This is a genomic window from Streptomyces sp. NPDC004111, assembly GCF_042874215.1.
GTDB lineage: Bacteria > Actinomycetota > Actinomycetes > Streptomycetales > Streptomycetaceae > Streptomyces.
On the sequence record NZ_JBIAMU010000001.1, the window covers coordinates 912674 to 936960 of the forward strand.

Annotated in this window: 18 protein-coding genes; 7 read left to right on the forward strand and 11 right to left on the reverse strand. The window is 73.9% G+C overall.

The annotated features are described in order from the left end of the window. Positions 1 to 47 precede the first annotated feature (47 nt). The gene (locus ACFYVL_RS04105; protein ID WP_389241203.1) at positions 48 to 521 is read left to right on the forward strand and encodes a carboxymuconolactone decarboxylase family protein; all 474 of its coding nucleotides are present in this window, start codon (positions 48 to 50) and stop codon (positions 519 to 521) included. Between the two features lie 178 nt (positions 522 to 699). Further along, positions 700 to 1017, forward strand: a complete 318-nt coding sequence (locus ACFYVL_RS04110; RefSeq protein ID WP_389241204.1) for a hypothetical protein — start codon at positions 700 to 702, stop codon at positions 1015 to 1017. Positions 1018 to 1081: 64 nt separating this feature from the next. Here the strand turns inward: ACFYVL_RS04110 and ACFYVL_RS04115 are convergent, their stop codons facing one another. Continuing rightward, positions 1082 to 2038 carry an SMP-30/gluconolactonase/LRE family protein gene (locus ACFYVL_RS04115; protein WP_389241205.1) on the reverse strand — a complete coding sequence of 319 codons (957 nt, stop codon included), beginning with the start codon at positions 2036 to 2038 and terminating at the stop codon, positions 1082 to 1084. 178 nt (positions 2039 to 2216) lie between these two features. Between ACFYVL_RS04115 and ACFYVL_RS04120 the strand changes: the two genes are divergently transcribed. Further along, positions 2217 to 2744 carry an Lrp/AsnC family transcriptional regulator gene (locus ACFYVL_RS04120; RefSeq protein WP_389241206.1) on the forward strand — a complete coding sequence of 176 codons (528 nt, stop codon included), beginning with the start codon at positions 2217 to 2219 and terminating at the stop codon, positions 2742 to 2744. Here the strand turns inward: ACFYVL_RS04120 and cydC are convergent. The 4 genes from cydC to ACFYVL_RS04140 all read right to left on the reverse strand — a co-directional run bounded on the left by cydC (position 2714) and on the right by ACFYVL_RS04140 (position 9102). Continuing rightward, a complete protein-coding gene (cydC, locus tag ACFYVL_RS04125) occupies positions 2714 to 4552 on the reverse strand; it encodes a thiol reductant ABC exporter subunit CydC (protein ID WP_389241207.1) in 1839 nt (612 codons plus the stop codon). The two genes, ACFYVL_RS04120 and cydC, sit on opposite strands and share 31 nt — an antisense overlap. Positions 4553 to 4612: 60 nt before the next feature. Then, the gene (gene cydD, locus ACFYVL_RS04130) at positions 4613 to 6574 is read right to left on the reverse strand and encodes a thiol reductant ABC exporter subunit CydD (protein WP_389241208.1); all 1962 of its coding nucleotides are present in this window, start codon (positions 6572 to 6574) and stop codon (positions 4613 to 4615) included. A 44-nt stretch (positions 6575 to 6618) separates the two neighbouring features. Then, positions 6619 to 7677, reverse strand: coding sequence for a cytochrome d ubiquinol oxidase subunit II (locus ACFYVL_RS04135; protein WP_389241209.1), 1059 nt, complete (start codon positions 7675 to 7677; stop codon positions 6619 to 6621). Between the two features lie 90 nt (positions 7678 to 7767). Further along, on the reverse strand, positions 7768 to 9102 hold the full coding sequence (locus ACFYVL_RS04140) for a cytochrome ubiquinol oxidase subunit I (protein ID WP_389241210.1): 1335 nt from the start codon (positions 9100 to 9102) through the stop codon (positions 7768 to 7770). Positions 9103 to 9367: 265 nt separating this feature from the next. Between ACFYVL_RS04140 and ACFYVL_RS04145 the strand changes: the two genes are divergently transcribed. From ACFYVL_RS04145 to ACFYVL_RS04155, 3 genes are all read left to right on the forward strand, one after another. Then, entirely contained in the window at positions 9368 to 10318 is a 951-nt protein-coding gene (locus tag ACFYVL_RS04145; protein ID WP_389241211.1) for a LysR family transcriptional regulator, read from the forward strand. 341 nt (positions 10319 to 10659) lie between these two features. Next, entirely contained in the window at positions 10660 to 10989 is a 330-nt protein-coding gene (locus ACFYVL_RS04150) for a 2Fe-2S iron-sulfur cluster-binding protein (RefSeq protein WP_389241212.1), read from the forward strand. Beyond that, complete coding sequence (locus ACFYVL_RS04155; protein ID WP_389241213.1) at positions 10989 to 12251, forward strand: NAD(P)/FAD-dependent oxidoreductase; 1263 nt, start codon at positions 10989 to 10991, stop codon at positions 12249 to 12251. Before ACFYVL_RS04150 ends, ACFYVL_RS04155 begins: the two co-directional genes overlap by 1 nt. Before the next feature lie 17 nt (positions 12252 to 12268). On the opposite strand, the gene ACFYVL_RS04160 is transcribed toward ACFYVL_RS04155, so the two are convergent. Further along, on the reverse strand, positions 12269 to 13627 hold the full coding sequence (locus ACFYVL_RS04160) for a SpoIIE family protein phosphatase (protein ID WP_389241214.1): 1359 nt from the start codon (positions 13625 to 13627) through the stop codon (positions 12269 to 12271). Then, positions 13627 to 14436, reverse strand: coding sequence for an alpha/beta fold hydrolase (locus tag ACFYVL_RS04165; protein WP_389241215.1), 810 nt, complete (start codon positions 14434 to 14436; stop codon positions 13627 to 13629). Before ACFYVL_RS04165 ends, ACFYVL_RS04160 begins: the two co-directional genes overlap by 1 nt. A 541-nt stretch (positions 14437 to 14977) precedes the next feature. Between ACFYVL_RS04165 and ACFYVL_RS04170 the strand changes: the two genes are divergently transcribed. Continuing rightward, a complete protein-coding gene (locus ACFYVL_RS04170) occupies positions 14978 to 16213 on the forward strand; it encodes a phospholipase D-like domain-containing protein (RefSeq protein WP_389241216.1) in 1236 nt (411 codons plus the stop codon). Between the two features lie 185 nt (positions 16214 to 16398). On the opposite strand, the gene ACFYVL_RS04175 is transcribed toward ACFYVL_RS04170, so the two are convergent. From ACFYVL_RS04175 to ACFYVL_RS04190, 4 genes are all read right to left on the reverse strand, one after another. After that, on the reverse strand, positions 16399 to 17193 hold the full coding sequence (locus ACFYVL_RS04175; RefSeq protein ID WP_389241217.1) for a hypothetical protein: 795 nt from the start codon (positions 17191 to 17193) through the stop codon (positions 16399 to 16401). 1152 nt (positions 17194 to 18345) lie between these two features. After that, positions 18346 to 20550: a phage tail protein gene (locus ACFYVL_RS04180; protein ID WP_389241218.1), complete on the reverse strand. Its 2205-nt coding sequence runs from the start codon at positions 20548 to 20550 to the stop codon at positions 18346 to 18348. A 17-nt stretch (positions 20551 to 20567) separates the two neighbouring features. Continuing rightward, the gene (locus tag ACFYVL_RS04185; RefSeq protein ID WP_389241219.1) at positions 20568 to 22064 is read right to left on the reverse strand and encodes a hypothetical protein; all 1497 of its coding nucleotides are present in this window, start codon (positions 22062 to 22064) and stop codon (positions 20568 to 20570) included. Beyond that, positions 22061 to 24283, reverse strand: a complete 2223-nt coding sequence (locus ACFYVL_RS04190; protein WP_389241220.1) for a putative baseplate assembly protein — start codon at positions 24281 to 24283, stop codon at positions 22061 to 22063. Before ACFYVL_RS04190 ends, ACFYVL_RS04185 begins: the two co-directional genes overlap by 4 nt. Positions 24284 to 24287 lie beyond the last annotated feature (4 nt).

Here is a 24287-nt window from a genome sequence, read left to right on the forward strand (position 1 = left end):
GTCCGTCAGAGGGGTGTCACCGCACGACAACGGCAGAGGAGCCCACCATGGAAGCCCGTCTCAACCTCTTCGGCAGCCCGCTCGCCGGCAAGGTCGTCAAGCACTTCAACGCGATCGGTCAGGTCCTGCACGAGTCGGGGCTGCCCGCCGCGACGCAGGAGCTGGTGAAGATCCGCGCCAGCCAGATCAACGGCTGCGGGTTCTGCACCGACATGCACACCAAGGACGCCACCGCCGCTGGCGAGACCTCGGTGCGGCTGCACCTGGTCGCCGCCTGGCGCGAGGCCACCGTCTTCACCGACGCCGAGCGTGCCGCGCTGGAAATCACCGAGCAGGGCACCCGGATCGCCGACGCCTCGGGCGGCGTCAGCGACGAGGCCTGGGCGAACGCGGCCAAGCACTACGACGAGGACCAGCTCGCCGCACTGACCGGCCTGATCGCGCTGATCAACGCGTACAACCGGCTGAACGTCATCAACCAGACGCCGGCCGGCGACTACCAGCCGGGCCAGTTCGGCTGACCGGCACACCGGCAGCAGCCGCTCCCGCCGGGCACACCCGCCCCGGACCCCTCCGCGGGGGTCCGGGGCGGGCCGCGTCGGTACGCCACCCGGTCTCCCGGGCGGGCCGTGTCGCTGCGCCACCCGGTCGCGGACGTTTCCGACGATTCCTCCCGCGCTGCCCGGGTACGTTGCCAGGATGACCACCTACGTTGTCACCCTGCCCGGAACGCTCCTCGGCAAGCTCACGCCCGCCGGGCACGCGCAGCTGCTGCGTGAACTGAGCCCCGCCGACCCCCGCCACACCACCCTCGGGGAGACCGAGGACCTGGACCGGCTCACCCTCGACGAGGAGAACTCGACCTTCGTCATCCGGCTCGAAGTGCAGGCGGCCACCACGAAGGAGGCCGAGGCCGAGGCCCGCAGGATCGCGACGCGGGCGCTGGAGGCCGCGGGCCTGACCGGGGACACCGCGCCGATGGGGCCGGCGGCGCTCTCCGGCATCGACGCGGAGTAGCCGGGGCGACGGGCGGGGGCCGCCGCCGCGCGGCCGGGGGGGCTGCCCGGAACCGAGGGCTCGGTCAGGGCTGCGGGACGGGCCAGGGGCGGTGGCCGGGACCGGCCGGGTGCAGGCCGGTGACGCCCATGACCACGGAGTAGACGCTGGTCTCGGCGGCGATGAAGAGACGGTTGCGCTTGGGGCCGCCCCAGGAGATGTTGGCGACCGTCTCCGGGACGTGCAGTCGCCCGATGAGGGTGCCGTCCGGGTCGTAGCAGTGCACGCCGTCGTTCATCGCGGCGGCCCAGAGCCTGCCCCCGTCGTCGAAGCGCAGGTTGTCGAACCGGGCGCCCGCGCGGCCGGAGGCGTCGGCGAAGACCTTGCCGTCCGACAGGGTGCCGTCCTCGCGCACGTCGAAGACCCGGATGACGCCCGCGCGGGTGTCGGAGACGAACAGCTGCCGCTCGTCGGCCGAGAAGACCAGGCCGTTCGGAGCCCCGAAGCAGTCGGCGACCAGGCGCACCTCACCGCTGTCCGGGTCGATGCGGTAGACGTTGTTGGCGCCGATCTCGCTCTCGGCGCGGAAGCCCTCGTAGTCGCTGGTGATGCCGAAGTCCGGGTCGGAGAACCAGATCGAGCCGTCGGACTTCACCGCCGCGTCGTTCGGGCTGTTCAGCCGCTTGCCCTGCCAGCGGTCGGCCAGCACCGTGCGGGTGCCGTCGTGCTCGGTCCTGGTGACCCGCCGGTTGCCCTGCTCACAGGTGATCAGCCGGCCCTCGCGGTCGAGGGTGTTGCCGTTGGTGTGCCCGGCGGAGCGGCGGAAGACGGAGACGGCGCCGGTCTCCTCGTCCCAGCGCAGCATCCGGTCGTTGGGGATGTCGCTCCAGATCAGCTGCCGCCAGGCGGGCACGTAGAGCGGTCCCTCGGCCCACCGGCAGCCGGAGTACAGGACTTCGAGCGAGGCATCGCCGTTCATGCAACGGCCGGTGCGGAACCTTTCGTCGAACTGCTCGTACAGCACCGGGCTCTCACTGGTCATGCTGGTTCTCCCCGTCCACGTCGTCCAGAGTCCGCGTCTTCAAGTCCGCGTCGTTCAGGTCCGCGTCGTGCACGGCCCACGTCGCGCAGACCGTTCCGTCGGCCGAATTTGCTTCGGCTGTGCCTTGATACTGCTGGATCACATATGGTTGGCGCAAGGTTAACTCGAATGGAGTGTTGTGGATCAGGTCGATCGGGAGCTGCTGGCCCAACTTCAGCAGGACGCCACCCAGTCCTACGCCGCACTCGGCAGGGCCGTGGGCCTCTCCGCCGGGGCGGCCCACGAGCGGGTACGGAAACTGCGCGAGCGCGGCGCCATCCGACGCACCGCCGTAGAGGTGGACCCGGTGGCGGTGGGCGCCGGGGTGCTCGCCTACGTGATGGTCGACTCGACGTCCTGGATGGGCGAGAGCGCCGCCGAGTTCGCCGCGCTCCCCGAGGTGCTGGAGGCGCACATCATCGCGGGCAGGGCGTCGGTGCTGCTGAAGGTCAGGACGGACACCACCGGCCGGCTCCAGGACGTACTGCGCCGGGTGCACGCCATCGACGGCGTCAGCGGAACACAGGTGACCGTGGTCCTGGACACCTTCTTCGAACGCCAGGTCTCCCCGGCGGCCCTATCCGACACGGCGGTCCCGGAGGCTCGGGGGCACGGGGCCTCTCCGGGGCCCGCCGGTCAGGACGGGGCGGCGGCGGACCCGGCCTGAACCCGGTCCGGAGATGGGCTCTCGGTGGGTCCCGCACTGCCCGCCGGGGCGGGGGCGGCGGGGGTGTCGAGATCGTCCGCCGTCGCCGGGCGGATCCGGCCGCCGTCGAGCGTCACGATCCGGTCGGCGGCGGCGAGGCACGCCCGGTCGTGAGTGACCAGCAGAGTGGTGCGCCCCCGGGTCGCGTCGAGCAGATCGCCGAGCACGGCGGCGGCGGTGTCCGGATCGAGCCCCTCGGTGGGTTCGTCCAGGACGAGCACCGGCGGGTCGGCGAGCAGCGCGCGGGCGAGCAGCAGCCGGCTCCGCTGGCCGCCCGACATCGTGGCGCCGTCCGCACCGAGAACGGTGTGCCAGCCGTCCGGCAGCGACTCGATCCAGTCCAGCAGCCTGGCCCGGCGGGCGGCACCGCGCAGTTCGGCGTCCGTGGCGCCCGGCCGGGCGAGCAGCAGGTTCGCGCGGATCGTGGTGTGGAACAGATGGGCGTCCTGGGTCATGCCGGTGATCACCCGGCGGACATCGGCGCCGCTGCGGTCCGCGAGGTCGAGCGCCCCGTCGCTCTTGCCGTTGCCGTTGCCGTCGCTGTCACCGCCCCGGCCCGGGACGAGGCGGATGCTTCCCGCCTCGTACGGTACGAACCGCATCAGCGCCGCGATCAGGGTCGACTTGCCGGAGCCGCTGGCGCCCAGCAGCGCGACGCGCTGTCCTGGCGGCAGCGACAGGCTCGCCCCGTCCAGCACCGCCGGCCCTCCGGCGCGATGACGCACCCGCAGCCCGGTGACCTCCACACCGAGCGGCCCCCGGACGTGGAGCGGCGCCGGGGCGGGCGGATCCGCCACCGGCGGAGGGGTGTCGAGCACATCCGCCAACCGCCGTGCCGAGTGCCGTACTTCGGCCAGTCGGCGGGCGGCGGCGGGCAGTGCCGCGAGGGACTCGAAGGAGACCAGGGCGAGGACCGCGAGAACGGTGAGGTGCGTGGCGGGCAGCGCACCGGCGGCGTGCGCACGCAGCGCGAGGCAGGTGACGCCGAGCGTGGCCCCGCCCTGGAGCAGCAGTACGGCGGTGGAACCGGCCGCCGTGGTCAGGGCCTTGCGCCGCTCCAGCACGGCGATCCGGGCGGTACGCCGCCGGGCCCGCGCGACGGCCCTCCCCCGGGCCCCGTACGCGGCGAGGTCCGCCGCACCACGCGTCAAGTCCAGGGTCAGCGCGGCGAGTTCGGCCCGTACCGCCTTCTCCTTGCGGCCGGTGCGGCGGGACAGCGTCAGAACCAGGAACGGCACCAGCAGCCCGGACAGCAGCAGCGACAGCCCCAGCAGCACACCTGCCCCGGGCAGCAGCACGGTGGCGGTGGCGGTGGCGGTCACGGCGACGACGGTGGCCGCCGAGGCCGGGATGAGGATCCGCAGCAGCAGGTCCTGGGCGGCGTCCACGTCGTCGACGAGACGGGTCAGCAGGTCGCCGCTGCGGAACGCGGGCAGTCCGGCGGGCGCGAGCGGCACCAGCGCCGCGTAGATGCGGGCGCGGAAGTCGGCGACGGCCCGCAGCACACAGTCGTGACCGAGCAGCCGGTCCGCGTAACGGAGCGCCCCGCGCCCCAGGGCCAGCGCGCGCACGGCGACGATCGCGAGCGCCACCGAGGCGAGCGGCGGCTGTTCGGCGGCCCGCGTGATCAGCCATGCGGCGGTGCCCATGAGCGCCACGGCGGCCAGCTCACTGCCGGCGGCGGCGAGCGCGCCGCAGAGCAGCCGGCGCCAGTGGGGAAGGAGGTGGCCCAGCAGGCGGAGGGTGGGGGAGGCGGTGCGGAGGGACATGAAGACGTCAGCCTTTCCGGCGGGAAGGTGGGCGGCAGCCCTCGGCGGCCCCGGGGGCCGTCAGAGGTGCGAGGCAGGGCCCGGTGCGGCCGGTTGCGGGCCGCGTACGGCCACGGCCGGGCCGTACGCATTCCCGAACTCGGAGCACTCCCCGGCCGTTGCGATGCGGCCGTCCCGGACCGTCACCACCCGGTCCGCGTGGGCCAGCAGGCTCGTGCGGTGTGCGACCACGATGGACGTACGGCCCCGCATGAGCGCGACCGTGGCCCGGGTCACCGCCGCTTCGCTCTCCGGATCGAGGTGTGCGGTGGGCTCGTCGAGGAGCAGGACCGGCGCGTCCTTGAGGAACGCGCGGGCCAGTGCGATGCGTTGGCGCTGACCGGCGGAGAGTCCGGCCCCGTGCTCGCCGAGCGGGGTGTCGTACCCCTGCGGCAGTTCCTCGACGAAGCGGTCGGCGGACGCGGCAACGGCAGCCGCGCGCACCTCGGCGTCGGTTGCGTCGGGGCGGCCGAGCCGGATGTTCTCCGCGACGGACTCCGCGAAGAGGTGCGGACGCTGCGGCACCCAGGCCACCCGGGAGCGCCAGGCGTCGAGAGGAGCGCCGGGACCGCGGCCGATGCCGGTGTCGGGGCGGAGGACACCGGTGCCGTCGACCTCGACCCGTCCGGCGGCCGGCACCACGAAGCCGAGCAGCAGCGCCAGCAGCGTGGACTTGCCCGCACCGCTCGGCCCGATCAGCGCCAGGTGCTCTCCGGGCCGTACGGAGAGGGAGACGTCACGGAGCGCGGGTGCGGCCCGGCCGGGGTACCTGACGGTGACGCGACGCAGAGCCAGCGCGGGCAACGCCCCAACTCCCGGGAAAATTACGCCTGTGCGGCTCGCGCCCGCGTGTCCTGTGCTGGTCGCGGCCCCGTACCGGCCACTGGCGCCAGCGCCGCCCGCGCCGCCCCGGCCGCTGACAGTCCGGCCGCTCATGTCCCGGCGGTCCGCGCCGTCCGCGCCGTCCACGCCGCCCGCGCCCGCGTCCGTCCCGGACTCCGCCCTCGTCCCCGCCCTCGTCCCCGCCTCCCGCTCCTCCTCCCCCTCCGTCCGTGCGAAGACCCGTTCCGCCACCGTCAGGCCTTCCGCGCTCTCGTGGAAGGCCGCGCCCAGGGCGCGCAGGGGCAGGTACGCCTCGGGGGCCAGCAGCAGTACCGTCAGTGCCGTCCGCAGATCCACCTCGCCGCCGAGCAGCCGCAGGCCCACCGGTACCGCCACCAGCGCGACGGACAGCGTGGCGACCGTCTCCAGGACGAAGGAGGAGAGGAAGGCCACGCGCAGCGTCCGCATCGTCGCCCGCCGGTGGGCGTCGGCCATCTCCCGCACCACGCCCACCTGGTGCCGCTCCCGCCCGAAGGCACGCAGGGTCGGCAGCCCCGTCACCACGTCCAGGAAGTGGCCGCCCAGCCGTGCCAGCAACTGCCACTGCCGGGCGGTCCGTTCGGCGGTGTGCAGCCCGACCAGCGCGCCGAACACCGGAATCAGCGGCAGCGTCACCACGACGATCAGCCCCGACGTCCAGTCGGTCCACCACAGCCATGCCACGACCACGACCGGTACGACGCCCGCCGCCGCCTTCGCGGGCAGCCGGCCGACGACGTACGGGTCCAGGGCGTCGAGCCCCCGGGTGAGCAGCGTGGCCGTCTCGCCGTGACGACCGGCGGACAGCGGCAGCGGGTCCTCCCGGCCGAGGCGGTCGGTGAGCCGGTCGCGCAGCGCCCGTTTCGCGTCGGCGGCGGCGCGGTGGCCGAGTGTGCCCCGTACCCAGGTCAGCAGCGCGCGCAGGGCCAGTACGGCGCCCAGCGCGACCGACGGCGCGAGCCGGACCCCGTGTCCGGCGAAGCCGTCCGCGAGGATCGCCGCGAGCAGGGCCGCCTGGGCCACGACCAGCCCGGCGATCAGCAGCGCCAGTACGGTCGAGTGCGTCAAGTGGCGCCGCAGAAGGGGCAGTTCGCTCAGCAGGCGGCCTTCGACCGGCTTCATCCGGGGGTCCTCCTCGTCGTTCGGGCGGGTGCGGTGCGCGGGGGTCAGAAGTAGCTGGGGTGCCGCAGCCCGGTACGCCCCCGGAACTCCCACCAGCTCCACGCCTGGTAGGCGAGGATCACCGGAATCAGTACGACCCCGAACGCGGTCAGGAGCTTCAGCGTGGTCCCGTCCGTGACGGCCTCCTGGATCGTCAGACCGGAGCCCGCGGAACTGATCAGGACGTACGGGTACTGGCCGGCCCCCAGCAGCGGCACCGGCAGCGCGGCGGCACAGCTCGTGAGTGCGAACGCCGGGATCCGGTGCCCGCGCGCCAGGCACCACCGGCCGGCCCCCAGCGCCGCCGCGAACACGGCCGCGAGCACGGCAGCGACGCCCGGGTTGGTCGTCGAGGCCCCGGCCCCGAAGAGCGTCAGCAGCAGCGCCAGGGCGCCGGCGGCGCCGGTGGCGGCGAGCAGGAAGGCACCCAACCGCCCGGCCTCGGCGGCGATTTCGGGTGCCGCGCGCAGGGCGACGAAGGCCGCCCCGTGCGCCGCGAAGAGCAGTACCGCGGTCACCCCGCAGGCCAGCACGAACGGGGTGAACACCTCGCCGAACCCGATGTGGAAGCTCCCGTCGGCCCGGCGCGGCACCCCGTGCAGCAGCAGGCCCACGACCAGGCCCCAGCACAGCGCGGGCAGCACGCCGCCGAACACGATCAGCGCGTTCCACCAGCGGCGCCCCCGCGCCCCGCGCGCCCGGCCGCGCAACTGGACGGCCGCGTTGCCGAGCACCAGTCCCACCAGGATCGCCACGATCAGCGGGTACAGGCCGGACAGCAGGGTGCCCTCCAGGTGGGGGAAGGCGCCGAACAGGACACCGGTGAAGGCGACCAGCCAGACCTCGTTGCCGAGGAAGAAGGGGGCGATGGCGTCGAGCGCGGGATTCCGGGGCGCGGAACGTGGTTCCGGCGGTCCGGACGCGGACCGTGGTGCCGGCCGGGGGTCCTTCCTGTCGCTGAGGAAGGGATGCAGCATCTGTACGCCGTAGTCGTAGCCGCCGAGCACGAAGTACCCGGCGAGGAGCAGGCCGAGGAGGGCCAGCCAGAAGGTCGCCAGACTCATCTCGCACAACTTTCCAGCAGTAGGGACGGGGGAGTGGAGAGACGGGTGTGAGGGGAGGCCGGGGCAGGGGTTCGGAGGAGCGCGGGGGGTTCAGAAGAGCGCGGTCGGCTCTTTCGCGTCCCTGCCGCCGTCGGGCGGCCCGCTGCCCGGTGGGCGGCCCGTGCCGTCCGGGTCGTTCGCGTCGTCCGCCGGCGGCTCGGTGGCCCCGAGCTGGGTGGCGGCCGGACCCCGGCGGGCGAAGCGGGTGATCAGCGTCCAGTTCGTCACCGCGAGAGCGAGGAACACGGCGACGAACACCGCACAGGACACGGCCAGTGAGATCCGGCCGACCTGGGAGAGCGCGTCCTCGACCTTCAGTTCGCCGTAGATCAGCCAGGGCTGGCGGCCGACCTCGCGGAAGACCCAGCCGCCCACCGAGGCGATGAACGGGAACGGGATCATCACCACCATCAGCCGCACCAGGAAACGGCTGCGCAGCAGCCAGTCCCTCCACAGCAGGAGCGCGGCGAGCAGGGTGATCGTGGACACCGTGTTCCCGATGAGGGTCATGGAGTCCAGCGAGATCCGCAGCCAGGACTGCGGGGGTACGTAGTCGCCGGGCCCGTACTGCCGCACCAGTTGCGCCTGCACCTCGGCGACGTCGTGGCCCTCGGCCACGGCCCACTTCATCGGCTGGAACTGCTCGATCAGCGGGAACTGCATGTCACCGACGACGACCACGAAGAAGGAGGCGACGGCGGCGACCCACAGCGACAGCCGCAGCGAACCGCGGAACAGCGCGGTGTCCCCGGTGCGCCGCAGCAGGTGCCAGGCGCTGATCCCGGCGACGAAGACACCGCCCGTGGTCAGTGCGGCGAGGGTGATGTGGGCCAGGGCCAGCAGGGCGTTGGGGTTGGTGAGCAGGGCCGCGAAGTCGGTCAGATAGGCGGCGCCGTCGCGGACCTCGTAACCGACGGGGTGCTGCATGAAACCGTTGGCGATCATGATCCAGTACGCGGAGGCGTACGCGGTCAGGGCGACCAGCCAGATGAGCGTGATGTGCACGCCCCGGCGCAGCCGGCCCCAGCCGAAGATCCACATTCCGAGGAAGGTGGACTCCGCGAAGAAGGCGATCAAGGTCTCCAGGGCGAGCGGGGCGCCGAAGACATTGCCCGCGAACTTGCTCAGCCCGCTCCAGCTCAGTCCGAACTGGAACTCCATGACGAGGCCGGTGACGATGCCGACCGCGTAGTTGATGACGTAGAGCTGACCCCAGAAGCGGGTGTGCCGCTCGCGGAGGGCTCTCTTGGCGGGGTCACGGGAGAACGCGGCCCGGGTGTGCATGATCGCCACCAGCGGGACGAGTCCCATGGTCAGGATCACGAACAGCCAGTGGATGCCGGTCGTGGCCGCGAACTGGAGTCGGGCCAGATCCGCAGCGCTCATGGGGCGACCTTCCTGTGCGAGGGGTGGTCGGACGAAGGGCGGACACCGGAGTGGCGGCCGGCGGGAGGAGGGGCGGACACCGGAGTGGCAGCCGTCGGAAGAAGGGGCGGGTCACCGCGTCGCGTGTACGGATGCCGGGCCTCCGGGCCCGTCACCCGTGCGGTGACCCCGATGAAGACGGTAGGGAGAATTGCTTATGCGTTCCAAGACCGGTTTTGCCATGTGACGATTACTTCAAAGGCATAAGTGGAGGTGGCCCCCCCGCATGGACCTGCTGCAGCTGCGTTATTTCCAGGTCGTGGCCCGTTACGAGCACATCAGCCGCGCAGCCGAGGAACTGCGGGTTGCCCAGCCCTCGGTCAGCCGCACCATCGCCCGGCTGGAGGCCGAACTGGGCTCCCCGCTCTTCGACCGGCAGGGCCGCCGGATCAGGCTCAACCAGTACGGCGCGATGTTCCTGCACCACGTCGACCGCGCGCTGAGCGAACTGGACGACGGCCGCCGGGCCCTGCGCGACGCCAGGGACGGCGGGCTCGGGCGGGTCAGCGTGGCCTCCGAGACCCTGCTGACCATCACCCACGTCCTCGGCAGCTTCCGCTCCGCGCACCCCCGCGCCGAGGTCCGCCTCTTCCAGTCGAACGTGGCGGAGATGGACCGCCAACTGCGCGCCGGAGAGGTCGACTTCTGCGTCGCCTCGCAGCCACTGACCGGGTCGCACCTCGACTCGGTCGAGCTGGCCCGCGAGGAGGTGCTGCTCGCCGTGCCGCGCGGCCACTGGCTCGACGGCCGGGAGAGCGTCACGATCCCCGAGATCGCCGACGAACCCTTCGTCACCACCCGCACCGGGCACTGGCAACGGACCCTGCTGGACCGGCTGTTCGCCGCCGAGGGCCGCACCCTGCGGCTGTCCTGCGAGGGCAACGAACCGGCCGCCATCCAGGACATGATCAGTGCCGGTCTCGGCATCGGCCTGATCCCCGCGGTGTCCCGCCGGGCCGGCACCACCTCGTTCGTCCCCGTCGGCTGGGTGCACGTGGACGCGCCGCACTGCCACCGGGTGCTCACCCTGGTCTGGAACCGCGAGGGCTACCTCTCCGAAGCCGCCCTGAAGTTCCGGGAGTTCATCACCTCGATCCCCTTCATGACGCACCGCCTCCCCGACCCGCGCGGCCACCGGGCGCACGTGCCCTCCGAGCAGCCCCGCGACCGGAGCTGAACCACCGGGGCCGGTCCACGGGACCCGTCCCGCAACCCCCGTACCCCGCGCAGCCGGCCCTGGCGTTGCGGCAGCGGCCCTGGTACGCTCCAGCCCGCTGCCGCACCCCGGCCCCGGACCTCGCGTGTCCGAACGGCCCACGGGTGCGGGCGAGTCGGCAGGGGTGTCGCGTCCCCCACCGGCCGCCGGTCACCGGTCGCCCAGCACCAGCGGCAGCCTCTCCCGTGTTCCGTTTCCACCGCCCGGCATCCGTACCGCCACCACCGCCCACCGCGCCGCTCCCGTAGCCGCCCGCGGTGTGCGCACCCGTGCGCGGCCGGACGCCAGTGAGGAGTCCCGCCATGCCCAAAATCACCTACGTCGCCCTCGACGGAACCGCCCGCACCGCCGAAGTGCCGCTGGGCACCAGCGTCATGCGGGGCGCCGTGCTCAACGACATCGACGGCATCGTCGCCCAGTGCGGCGGCAACGCGCAGTGCGCCACCTGCCACGTCTACGTGGACGAGGCGTCGCTCCACCAGCTGGAGCCCGCCGAACCGAACCCCAACGAGGACTACATGCTCGACTTCACCGTCGCCGAGCGCCGCCCGCACAGCCGGCTGAGCTGCCAGCTGGAGGTCACCGGACCCATGGAGGGCCTGATCGTCCACCTCCCGGAACGGCAGAACTGATGACCCACGAATCCCCCCTCCACCACGAGCCCCGCACCCGCCCCGGGTCCGTGGTCGTCGTCGGCGCCGGACAGGGCGGCCAGCAGACGGCGGCCTCCCTGCGCGAGCGCGGCTACCAGGGGCGCATCACCCTCATCAGCGCCGAGGACACCCTCCCCTACGAGCGTCCGCCGCTGTCCAAGGCGTACCTCAAGGGCGAGGCGGACGAGTCGCAGCTGTGGCTGCGGCCCGTGACGTACTACGGGCGCAAGGGCATCGACCTGGTCGGCGGCACCGTGACCGCCATCGACCGGGGTGCCCGCACGGTCCGTCTCGCCGACGGCTCCCACTACGACTACGACCACCTCGTCCTGGCCACCGGCGCACGGGCACGCACCCTCGACGTACCGGGCGCCTCACTGCGCGGCGTGCACACCCTGCGCACCGCACGGGACGCCGCCGCGCTGCGCGCCTCCCTGGCCGGGGCGCGGCGCGCCGTGGTGGTCGGGGCCGGGTTCATCGGCCTCGAATTCGCCTCGGTGGCAAGGGAGTCGGGGTGCGAGGTGACCGTCGTCGAGGCGCGGGAGCGACCGCTGGCCCGGGTGGTCTCGGAGCGGACCGCCGCGCACTTCACCCGGCTGCACCGCGCCGCCGGCACGCGGCTGCTGTACGGCCGGGACGTCGCCGCCCTGCACGGCAACAGCCTCGGTGCGGTGAGCGCCGTGGAACTGGCCGACGGCCAACGCCTGCCCGCCGACCTGGTCCTGGCCGGCGTCGGCGCCACCCCGTGCACGGAGCTGGCCGCGGCGGCGGGCCTGCGGGTCGGCGGCGGCATCACCGTCGACACCCGGCTGCTGACCGGCGACCCGCACATCTCGGCCGTCGGGGACTGCGCCGCGTTCCCGCACGTACGCTCCGGGAGCCTGCTGCGCCTCGAATCGGTGCAGAACGCGGTGGGCCACGCCCGGCTGGTCGCCGAACGGCTGACGGGGGAGCCCCGCGCGTACGACGAGACGCCGTGGTTCTGGAGCGACCAGTTCTCCACGACCCTGCAGATCGCGGGACTCGACGAGGGCCACGACGCGGCGGTCGTGCTCGGAGAGGACGCCGACGGGTTCTCCGTCCTCCTCTTCGGCGGTACGACCCTGCTGGCGGTCGAATCCGTCAACCGCCCCGGCGACCACCTGGCGGCCCGGCAGCTCCTCGCCCGCGACGTCGAACTGAGTCCGGACGAGGTGGCGGCGGAGGGCTTCTCCCTCCGGGACCGGCTCGTCCGGCGGTGAAACGGTGCTCAGCCTGCTCATCGGGGCGGGCTGGGCCCGGGCCGCGCTCTGCGTACTGGTGGGGCACCTGGCCAGGGGCCCGGCACGCTCAGCGCCAGGACCGCGGTGTCGTCGTCCACGCCGGGGCCGAGCGCGTCCAGCAGTTCACGGACCGCGGCGACGGTCTCCCCGGCCGTCGTCGGGGCCAGTGAGCGGCCGAAGGCGAGGAGGGCCTCGTCCCCGTAACGGCCGCGTGCGGTCGTGGTGTGCGCCTCGGTGAGGCCGTCGGTGTGCAGCAGCAGGGTGTCGCCGGGGCCCAGGTGGCAGCCGGTGGTCGCCGTGCGGGCGACGGGCAGCGCGCCGATCAACTGGCCGCCCGGGGTGGGCAGTTGATCGGCGGTGCCGTCGGCTCGCAGCAGCAGGGCCGGCGGGTGCCCACCGCTGGCCAGGGTGATCCGGAAGCCGCCCCGCTGCTCGTCCGGGGTGAGCACCCCGAAGATCACGGTGCAGAACTTCGGGTCGCGCCCGCTGTACTCCTGGTGCAGAACGGTGTTGAGCACACCCAGCACGGCGGCCGGGTCGGGGTCGTTCACCGCGGCGGCGTGCAGGGTGTAGCGGGTCAGCGAGGTGACGGTGGCCGCGGCGGCGCCCTTGCCGCACACATCGCCCAGGAACAGCCCCCACGAGCCGCCGCTCAGCGGGAACAGGTCGTAGAAGTCGCCGCCCAGCTGATCGGCGGACGCCACGTGGTAGTGCGCCGCCACCTCCAGGCCCGGCACCTGTGCCAGGACCGGCGGCAGCAGACTGGCCTGGAGCGTGGCGACCAACTGCTGGAGGCGTTCGCGTTCGCGCTCGGACTCCCGGTGGGCGCGCAGCAGTTCCGTCTCGTAGGCACGGCGCTCGCGGGCGTCGAAGACGGTGGTGCGGATCAGCAGCGGCTGCCCGTCGCCGCCGGTCCTGACCTTCGAGGACACCAGGACCGGCAGCCTGGCGCCGTCGGCGGCCCGCAGCTCCAGGGCGATCCCCTTGACCTCGCCCTCCATCCGCAGCAGCGGCGCGAAGTGCGTCTCGTGGTACAGCCGGCCGCCGACGGTGAGCAGTTCGGAGAACCGCCTGCGGCCCACCAGTTCGTCCCGCCGGTGGCCTAGCCAGCCCAGCAGCGTGCCGTTGACCTTGGCGATCGTGCCGTCGAGCAGCGTGGACAGATAGCCGCACGGGGCGTTCTCGTACAGGTCCTCCGCGCTGTCCTCCAGCATGGCGGAGAAGACCGGGTCGTCGGGCCCGGGAGCGGGGGAGAGCCCCTCCCCGGGCGCGGGCCCGGTCTCCGGCGCGGGCCCGGTCTCCGGCGCGGGGCCGGTCTCGGGGTCGCGTTCCTGGTCTCCGTCGGTACGGTGCATCAGGCGAGCGTCCCCGCGAAGGCGCCGATCGCCTCCGCCGTCTCCTCGGGGGCGCTGAGCTGCGGGCAGTGCCCGGTGGCGGTCAGCGTGACCAGCCGGCTGTCCTTGATCCGCGCGTGCACGAAGTCGCCGACCTCCGGCGGTGCGATGGCGTCGTCGGAGCACTGCGCGACCAGGGTGGGCACCGTCACCCCGGCGAGGTCGTCGCGGTTGTCGCTGAGGAACGTGACGCGGGCGAAGACCCGGGCGATCACCGGATCGGTGGCGCAGAAGCGGGCCGTCAGCTCCTCGCCCAGCTCGGGGCGGTCCGGATTGCCCATGACGACCGGGGCCATCGCGCCCGACCAGCCCAGGTAGTTGGAGTCCAGCGACTCCAGCAGTTCGTCGATGTCCTCGGCGCTGAACCCGCCCCGGTAGCCGGTGGCGGGATCGTCGATGAAGCACGGCGACGGCGCGAGCAGCACCAGGCCGCGGAAGAGGGCGGGCTCCCGGACGGCGGCCAGCACGCCCATCATGGCGCTGACCGAGTGGCCCACGAACGTCACGGGCCCCAGGTCCAGTTCGCGGCAGAGCTCCAGGACGTCGTCGACGTAACCGTCCAGGGTGGAGTAGCGCTCCCGGCTCCACGCCGACAGGTCGGAGCCGCCCGCGCCCACGTGGTCGAAGAGCACGACGGTGAAGTCGCGCTCCAGCGTCGGCACCACCAGGCGCCACAGGTGCTGGTCGCAGCCGAAGCCGTGCGCCAGTACGAGCACCGGCGCCCCGGCCCGGCCCGACACCTGCACACGGTTCCTGCGGCGTACGCTCATGCGGCCCATCCTCGCAGAGCGGCCACGGCGGGCGTGGCCCGTTGCCGGATCCCCGGGGGCGGATCGGTCCTCGACGTCGAGGGTGGTCCCGTACGGCCGGTTCACCTTCAGCCGGATCACCACCCGGCGCTCGGCGAGCTGCTGGGCCAGGAACGTGTCGGTCTCCGCCGCCGGGGCCGGGCGTCCGGCGGGACGGTCCCCAGCAGCTCCAGCCCGACCGGGTCGCCCGGGTCGCCCGGTTCGGTCGTGGGCCCGGACACCTCCGCCTCGCCCTCGGTCACGGGGTCCCAGCCGTGGCGCATGGTGGACAGGGCTTCGTCGGAGAGGGCGCGGGGCGCCGGACCTTAGGTCATGCACCCCTCAACCCCGGCACGAGCGGCGGAATTTCCGCCGGACCGCCCCGCGTCGCCACAGGTCCGGGCCTCGGCCGTACCTTCCGCCACTCCCGTACCGGAGGACCCGGTTGCCCGCGCCCCTAGAATCCCGTACCGACATGGCATGTACACCCAGAATTCGCCGTACCGGCCCTCAGGGGGAACTGATGCGCATACGTCTTCACAGAAGACTCTCCACCTTCGCCACCATGCTCGCGGTCGCCGCCGCCGCTCTGGTCCTCGGACCCGCGCCGCAGGCCGGGGCGGCGGACGCGGCCGTTCCGCCGATGGGAGCCGTCTTCAACCGGCCCACCGGGGACACCACCGAGCAGAACGCGATCCGCGACCGGGCCCGCGCGATGATCGCCGCAGCGGACAACGGCTCGACGATCCGGATGGCGCTCTACCACTTCTGGGACAAGACCTTCGCCCAGGAACTCGCCGACGCGCACACCACCCGGGGCATCAACGTCCAGGTCGTCCTCGACGAGACGTCGTTCAGCACCCCGGACATCGACCCCGCCCCGTACAACACGCTCAAGACGGCGCTCGGCACGGACATGGCCAAGTCGTCGTACGTCAAGCTGTGCGCCAAGGGCCGCTCCTGCCTGAGCTCCTCGGCATCCGGCATCAACCACAACAAGTTCCTGCTGTTCAGCAGCCTCGGCGGCGGCGCGGCCAAGCAGGTCGTCCTCCAGATGACCTCCAACCTCACCCCGTCCAACTACTCCCGCTACTGGAACAGCGCCGTCGGCGTCGCCGGCAACGCCGAGCTCTACGCCGCGTACAACGACTACTTCGTGAAGCTCGGCAAGCAGGACCGTGCCAACTGGAAGTACACCTACGCCAACGCGGGCGACTACAAGGTCTACTTCTTCCCCCGCGCCGGCACCGACGACACCACCGACACCGTCGTCAACACCCTCGACAACGTCGCCTGTACGTGGACCGACTCGGCCGGCACCCACCGCACCGCCATCCGCGCCGCCATGCTCAAGATCACCCGGCAGGGCGTCGCCGACAAGCTGCGCTCCCTGGCCGCCGCCGGATGCACCGTGGACCTCGTCTACAGCGAGACCGACACCGGCACCTGGAACGCCCTGCACGGGCAGACCCGGCTGACCACCCGCTGCTACCAGCACGACGACGACGCGAACGACCAGACGCCGAACCGCATCGTCCACTCCAAGAACCTGATGATCGACGGCATGTACGCGGGCGCCCGCGAGAAGCTGGTCTTCACCGGCAGCCACAACTGGAGCGGCCCCGCCCTGCGCGACAACGACGAGTCGATGGTCCGCATCAACTCGGACACCCTCTACAACGCCTTCGTCAGCAACTTCAACGACACCCGCACCGCCGCCTACCCGGGCACTTCCGACAACGTCTCGGTCTGCCGCTAGACATCCGGTAATCCCTGCGAGAAATTTCTTCCACGGGCGTGAATGCGTGCCCGAAGGCAGGGCACACGCACCATTGACCCGAGCTTGGCAGGCACATCCCCCCAGCCTGCCGGGCACCCTGGACGCCCCACGGCCCTCCCCCCGGCCGTGGGGCGTCGCTCTGTGCGGACTCCAGCCGAGAAGCGTCAGGGCCGCTCCTGCGGGCAGCGCGCCAGGTCGGCCAGGTGCGCGGCGCTGGGCAGGAGGCGCCGGTGCCGCAGCAGGTCGATCGCGTCGAGCGGACTGCGCGGGGAGCGCGGCAGGGTGAGCGTGGCGAGCACCACCCAGGGCTCGTCCGTACAGGGCGGGCAGGGGGTCACCCCCGGCACGGCCGGGTGGCGGACCTCGTCGCAGTCGCGCGGTCCGGCCGCGTGGGACCTCGGGAGCGCGGGGAGGCAGCAGATCTCGTGGGCTTCGAGGACCCGGGTGTACTGGCAGCCGGCCGCGTCCGGGGCGCAGCGGTCCGCGCAGTCACCGGATCCGGCGCAGGAACAGCCGGCGGGGGCGCGGTGCACCGGCCGCGTCTCGCACTCCGTGTACCGGACCGCCAGGTGGAGCGTGTCGTCGACGAGCGCACGGCGGTTCACCGGCGGGCAGGGACGGGCGAACACGCACGGGTCCGCGCTGCTGAGAAGGCAGTCGGCGACGTCGTACAGCACGTCGGCGCGCAGCGTGACGGAGTCGCCCTGCGGGGTGAGCAGATGGCCGGGGGTGATCCGGATCCGCCAGGGGGCGGCGCCGGTGGCCGCCGGCTGGACGTCGAAGCCGCAGACCACGCCCCAGCCGTGCAGGAACCGGTTGTGCTCGCGGAGCTTCCGCCGGTGGTAGGCCTGCTCGTCGTTGAGGTCGTCGGCGTGGATGCGCTGCTGGGGGTAGTAGAGCAGGCGCTCGGGGGCTGCCGGGGTGCCCCGGCCGGCCGGGGAGCCGAGGGTGAGGGTCATGGGTGTTCCTCCTGATCTGCTGTCCGGGCCCGTCCGGATGCTCCGCGTCCGGTCAGGTGGGGGTGACGTCGAAGGCCAGGACGAAGTCGCCGCCCGGCCGGTGGTCGCCGGTGGGCCAGTGCTCGCCCGCCTCGCCGTCGAGGGCGTGCGAGGGGGACTCGTTGGTCGCGACGGACGTGAGGGCCGGGGGGTCGCCGCGCAGCGTGACGACGTACGAGCCCACCGGGAAGGACGGGGCGGCGAGCCGCAGCTGCGTGGGGGAGGGCCAGGACAGCTGGAGCCGGGGGACCGGGCTGCCGTCGCGGCGCAGCGTCACGGTGCGGTCCAGGACGGCACTGGCCTGGTCCGCGAGTGCCCCGGTGAACTCGAACTCGACGCCCCGGGGTTCGAGGCCCTGGCTGATCCGGGGCCGGTCGCGCGGCGAGCCGACGGTGATGTCGCTCCCCTCGGCCACGAGGACGGTCGCCCGGCCCACGGACAGATAGGTCCGGGTGCCGTCGCTGCAGTGGCAGCAGCACTCCTCCACACGCTCCGCCAGGCAGATCAGGAGCTGGAGGAGGGTCTGGTTGGTGGGCACCACGGGGCGCGGCAGGCACGGGGAGGCGGTGAGCGTGCCCCGGTCGTCCACGGTCAGACCGGCGAGGGTGACACAGGGGTCGTCCGGCGGCTCGGCGCAGTCGGCGGACAGCAGGCACAACGCCTCCTGGACCCGGCCCCGCCGGAGGAGTTCGCCCACTTCGGGACGGCACGCCCGGACCACCTCGGGCGCGGTCCCCGGGCGGACGTGCAGCGCGTACGTCTCGACCCAGGTGCCCGCCTCGCCGCACTGCGGCGGACCGCAGTGCGGATCGGGGACGAGCGCGGGCTCGAAGCCGGTCCGGCACTCGCGGTAGCAGAGGCCGAGGACCAGGTGCGGCGGGAGGGACCCGGTGTCCGCCGGGTCCCCCAGCGGCTCGCCGTTCTCGTCGGTCGGGCGCAGCGGCAGCAGATCGACCTCGTCGGGCACCAGGACGGGGCGGCCCCAGCCGTCGATCGCCAGCCCGGGGGAGACCCGCACCCCCTGCTCCGTACCGTTGCGGATCACCTCCACCGCCAGCCCGCACACCACTCCCGCGCCGAGCACCGTGCGCCGGTGGCGGCGCTGCTCCGCGATCAGGTACTCCTGCTCCATCGAGAACTGGAGTACGTCCATGAGCTTGCCGTAGAAGTAGCGGTTGCGCCGGGGCGGGTGGTGGAGCGAGGCCAACTCGCGGTCGTTCCATTGGTGTTCGGGCATCGGCATTCCCCTCCGGGTGAGGTGTCCGGTTCCGGGGCCGGCCCCGGTGCCAGCTCCAGTACGTGGGCGGCGGGCGGCCCCGCGACGATCGCGTCCACACCCAGCCGGGCCTGGATCCCCACGCGGAACCGCGGCTCCACGAAGCACGGGTGGACGGCGGTGTGTGCGGGCTTCTCCGCCTCCAGCACGGCGGCGGCGCGGCGGCGGGCGGCCGGGTCGAGCGCCCAGCCCGGGAGCACGGCGGTGAACCGGTGGGCGGTGGCCTCGAACGGGTCGGCGGACCTGCCCGGCGGGGCGAGCACCGTGTCGGTGCCCAGCCGGGACGGACCGTCCAGCTGCCAGACGCCCCGGGTGCGGAACTCCTCCAGGAGGAGCAGCGGGCGGGCCCCGGTGTGGATCTCCAGCGCCCTGGCGATACCGCCCGGGGTGCCACGCCTGCGGTACGACTCCGGTACTTCCGAGAGGAGTTCGCGGAGCGACGGGGTGGCGGGGAGGTCCGGGGGAAGGTCCAGGGCGAGCCAGTGCGCGAGGACGGGCAACAGGTGCGCGGGTGCGGTGACCGGGTCGAAGCGGCGAGGGAAGCGGGTGATCTCCTGCTCCCGTTCGCCGATCACCGACTGGGCGAGGGCCAGCAGCCGGCGGACCGGGTCGGCGCCGGGAGCACGTGCGTAGACCTGCGGCAGGTGGGCGAGGAGGTCGGCGTCGTCGCCCGCCGCCTCCGCCCGGAGCGCGGTGAGGACGGGCGACGCGGCGGCGGGGGCCTGCGGGGAGCGTTCCAGGGTGACCCGGAGCCAGAGGTAGCGGTCGCCGCCGGTGAGCAGGGTGTCGGGCCCCGCTGCCGGAACCCAGTCGGGCGCGCCCCCGGGGTCGGGGCCGGTGGCGAACTCCAGACCGGCCCGCGTCGAGTCGGCGGGATCCGTGGGCTCGGCGAGGCCGCCGTGGCCGGTGGCGCCCGGGGTGTGTGCCGCTGTGCGCGGGTACGTACGGAACTCCGCCACCGCCCGGGTCCAGCGCCCCTCCTCCCCGGCGTCCAGCGGGCCCGTCTCCAGGGTGCCCCGGGGGGTGCGGGCGGTCGCGGGGCGGGCGCTGAGGAGGCGTTCCGCCGCGCCCGGCTTGAGATGGACCGTGCCGTCGGGTGCGACGGCCAGGGCTGCCACCGGACCCCGGAACCCCACGAGGGAGCCGAGCGGGCGCCCGTCGGTGCGGTCGAGGACACGGACCTCGCCGGAGACGCGGTCCGCGACGTACAGCAGGTTCCCGGACACGGCGAGCGCCTGCGGGACCACCGTGCCGGCGGCGAGCGGGTCGCGGACCGGGGCGCCGGTGCGGTCGAGGACGTGCACGGCGCGGGTGTCCGCGTCCCCGACGTACAGCAGCCCGTCGGGCGCGGAGCCGCGCCGGGGGCGGGCGGTGGCCAGGGCGAGGGGACGGGCGACGGCCGCGGAGCGGCGGGCGAACTCCGGGTCGGGGCGCGGGCCGCCGGGAACGCGCAGCCGCACGAGACGGGGAAGCCCGCGCGGCGGGACGTCGAGGACGTAGAGGGCGCGTTCGCCGTCGGCGGCCAGGGACACCGGGCGGGTCAGGCCCTCGGCCCACAGGGCGACCGGTCGCAGCTCCCGGGTGAGCACGGCGATGTGGCCCCGGGCCGGGACGGCCGCGTACAGCAGCCCGTGCGGCCCGGTGCAGAGGCCGCTGGGGGCGCCGACCTCCGGGTGGCCGGTGAGCGCGGTGCGGGAGTTGGCGGGGCAGAGGGGGTCGGTGCGGACCAGGCGGCCGGCCGGGGCGTCGGCGAGGTAGAGGTGGTGCCCGGTGCGGGCCAGGCCGGAGGGCGCGTCCGGGGCGAAGGGCCCCGGGCCGGGGGCGAGGGACGGCTCGGTGAGGGAGGGGAGGCCGACGAGTTCGACGCGGCCGTCCGGAAGGTGGGCTTCGAGGCCGTCCAGACGACAGGACGGCCAGCCGCCGTCGGGGTCCGGGAGGCGGGCGTGGCGGGTGGCGCGCCCTTCGGCGCCGTCGGGCAGGGCGAAGGCGGCGGGCTGACCGGGAGGGGCGGGCGCGCCGGAGCCGTGGAGCGGGGATGCCATGGGTTCACCGCCCGCCGCTACTCGACGTACAGGTTGTAGAGGACCTTGCCGCCGCCCTCGCCGACCGCCAGCTCGACGGTGTGCGGGCCGGTTTCGAGCGGTGTGCCGAGCACGTCGGCGATCTCGACCAGGTCGATGCCGTCCGTGCCGTCGGTCACCAGGGGGTGGGTGCCCAGGCCGTCCCCGAGCCGGTCCTGCCACTCCCGGGGGAGGCGGGCGAGGAGCGCGCCGGTGATGTCGGTGCCGTCGAGCCGCACCCGGAGATCGCTCACATAACTGTGCCGGGGGCCGCTCCTGGCCCGGTGGGGGAGCTGCCTGGCGCCGGGGGCCGGTGCGGCGCCGGTCTCCGCGCTCGTGGCGGAGAAGCCGTGGGCGTGGTTGACGACTTCGGCCGGGGTGCCGCGCTCGGTGGTCCGCGCGGGGACGGTGTGGGGGTGGGCGCCGGCGGAGGCGACGGTGGCGGCGGGCACGGAGTTCGCGACGATGTAGCCGCCGTCGTTCACCAGGGGGACCAGCCCGGCGAGGCCGAAGAGGTTCGTGGGCGGGACGGCCACGGTCAGGTCGTGCGAGTGCCGGCCGTGATCGTGCGACCCGTGCCCGTGCGTTCCCGCCGGTTCCGTGACGGTTGCCTGGAGCAGGTGCTGGTGGTTGACGTCGGTGAGGGAGGTCGTGCCGACGACACGGTGGGTGTGCTCGCCCGTCTCCGTGTAGTGGGCCGAGCCGAACGCCGCTCCCCACAGGTGCAGTACGACGGCGCTCGGCGGACCGCCCCTGATCTGGAAGTGCAGCACCTTCGGATCGTCCGCGACGATGTCCTTCTCGCCCTCCAGCGCGTACGAGGCGGTACGGCTGGTGTGGACGGGGCGCGCGTACTGGCGCACCGCCGACTCGATCCGGGCGATCCGGCAGGCGGGCGTGAGGACCGCGTATGCGAGCACCACGGACGTGCCGGAGGAGGAGTCGGCAGCCGGTGCCGACGCCGGGTGGTCCTCGGTCCACAGCAGGTCGGCGCGTTCCCTGACCCGGGCGTACTGGCCGGTGGCGGGGCGGGCGCACGGGTCGCCGTCCGGGTCCGGCAGCAGTTCCTCCGCGTACCGGGCGACCAGGAAGTAGCCGTCCAGTCGGCTCGGCGGCTGGGCCGGTACCGCCAACAACCGCGCCTCGGAGGGCACTTCGGGCACCACCAGCTCCCGGCCCCGGGTGTCCAGGGCCAGGCCCGGGGTGATGCGCACATGGGTGTCCTGCTGCGGCGCGGGGGCCCGGTCGACCTCCAGCCCGGAGACGACGCCGGGGGTGAACAGGCCCCGGTGCAGGAGGCGGCGCAGGGCAAGGTGGTAGGTCTGCTCGACCTGGAGGTCGGCGGAGGTCAGCTGCTGCCCGGGGTAGAAGTGCAGGCGCTCCGGGGCGTACGTGGCATGGGCGGCCGTCGTCTCCGCGCCCGCCGTGGCGGCAGAGGGGTACGACGTGGTGCCGGGCGTGCCGGGGGCGGCGGCGGACGGGCCGGTCGTGGTCATGGGGAGTCCTCCGCGACGTGGATCGAGTGAGTGCCCGAAAGGGCGAGTCCGGTGGGGCACAGCGGCAGGTTTCCGCAGCGCGGGGCGGTGTCGTGGGGGCCGGAGATGCCGAGCCCGTCGACGTACCGGACGCCGGGGAGCGAGTTCAGCAGGGCCATCACCTCGCTCTCCGGCACGTCACGGCCGAACGCCCTGCCCCGGCCGTCGGCCCCTCCGCTGAGCGGGTCGAAGTACGCGTCGAGGGCGCGGCGGGCGAGGGCGCCGAGGGCGTCGGCCGGAGCGGTGCGGCCGGTGGGCGCGGGCCCGGGGTGCAGGGTGGCGGCGACGGAGACCCGGACGTACGTCGGGCCGACGACGTGCAGTTCGGTGCAGAGGGGGCGGCGGGGTTCGAGATGACGGTGAACAGCCCTGAGGAGAGCGGGACTCGGGACGGGGGCGGCGTGCGCGCTGCCCGGGGTGCGGTGCCCGCGGGGACCGGCGGCGCCCGCCGTTCCGCAGCTCGGCAGTACGACGACGGTGACCACCCCGGCTGCCGGGCAGCCGGGGAAATCCGGGTGGTGCCCGGGGACCGCGTGGGCGCGGGCCACCGGCACACCGGGGGTGCGCAGGGCGAGGGACTCCAGATCGTCGGCGGTGATGCCGCGCTCCGGTCGGGCCAGTTCGTCCAGCAGCCGCCCGTGTGCCGCCCGCGGCTCCTCGGCCGGTTCCCCGCCGGTGGCCGGGAACGGCTGGACGACGGTCTGGAGCGCGCCCGCCCCGGCCAGTCGGGTCAGCCACCGGGCCGGAACGTTGCCCTCCGGGCCGCCGCCGGTCCGGTAGGCGGTCGCGGTGAGGCGGGCACCGGCGGGCGGCACCCGGCCGACCAGGCCGTCGCCGAAGGTGAGGGTGCCGGTGCCGGGGTCCAGGAGGTAGTGGGGGTCGCAGGGGCCGGTGAGGTCCCAGTGGGGGACCTCCTGCCAGGCGGGGGCGTTGTCGGTGCCGGTGCCGGTGCCGGTGCCGGTGCCGGAGTTCGAGCCGCTGTCGGTGTCGGAGTTGGAGTCGGTGTCCGCGTGTACGCCCTCGGGGGCCGGTGGCCGGTCCAGGTCCAGCCGCAGGACGGTGCTGCCCGCGACGACCGGGCTGCGGGGGAGGGTGAACCGCTGGGCCGCCGCTCCGGTGCTGACGCCGAGCGGTTCGGGGACGGGTGCGGCTGTCGCGTGCCGTACCTCGACGGCGTTCACGGCGACCCCGAGCAGGGTGGGCGGGCAGTCGTAGCCCCCGTGGGCGAGCCGGCAGCGCAGCCAGTGGCGGCCGTCGGCCGGGTCGGGCCAAAACTCCCCGGGGCCGCGCAGCACGACCCGCCCGCTCAGGGTCAGGGCGCGGGTGTCGTCGGCGAGGACGGTGAGGGGGAGCCATGCCCGGTCGCTGCCGTCGTCCCGGCGCGCGTCCGCCGATCCGGCCCGTTGCGGGAGGAAGTACTCCCAGACAGTCCCGGCCCAGTAGTGCGCCGGGAGCCGGGGCGGGCCGTCGTGCCGTGCCGCGTCGTGGGCGGCACTCGCCGTCTCGGCCCACAGGGCGGCGGCCACCGCCGCGTCGGAGGTCCGGTCCGGGGTCCACATGTACAGCGAGAGTTCCGCGTCGGGAGCGGCCGGGAGTTCGGTGAAGCCGAGGCGGAGGGCGTGGCCGGGGCGCGGCTCGGGGCCGAAGGGGAGGAAGGGAGCGGTGCAGTTCGCGGCGGTGACGTCGAGGAGGGGGGCCGTACGCCCGGCCTCGGTCAGCAGGCGCCCGCGCGAGGTCCCTCCGGCCGCCGGACCGGTCTCCAGCCAGGCGCGGGAGAGGTCGAGCGGACGCGGGCTCTCGAAGAAGGTACGGCGTTCGGCGTCGCAGACCTGGAACCCGGGCGGGAGGGCGAGCGGGGCCGCGTGCCCCGCGCTGCCGTCGCCGCCCTTGCCCGGGTCGGCGGGGCGCCGCAACGCCACGACCGTCGTGGCGACCCCGGCGGGGCGGGGCGTCACCCCGAGCAGGCGAAGGAAACCGCGCAGCGCGGCCGGCGGCGGCCCGTCGAGCCGGAACAGCTCCAACTCCGTTGCCCAGGCGAAGAGTTCGATGAGGGTGATGCCGGGATCGTGGATGTTGTGGTCCGTCCACCCGGGGGCGCTGCGGGCCACCAGCGCGCGGGCCTCGTCGGTCAGCTCCTGCCAGGTGCGGGAGTCCAGCTTCGGAAGGGGGAGAGGGGGCATCGCA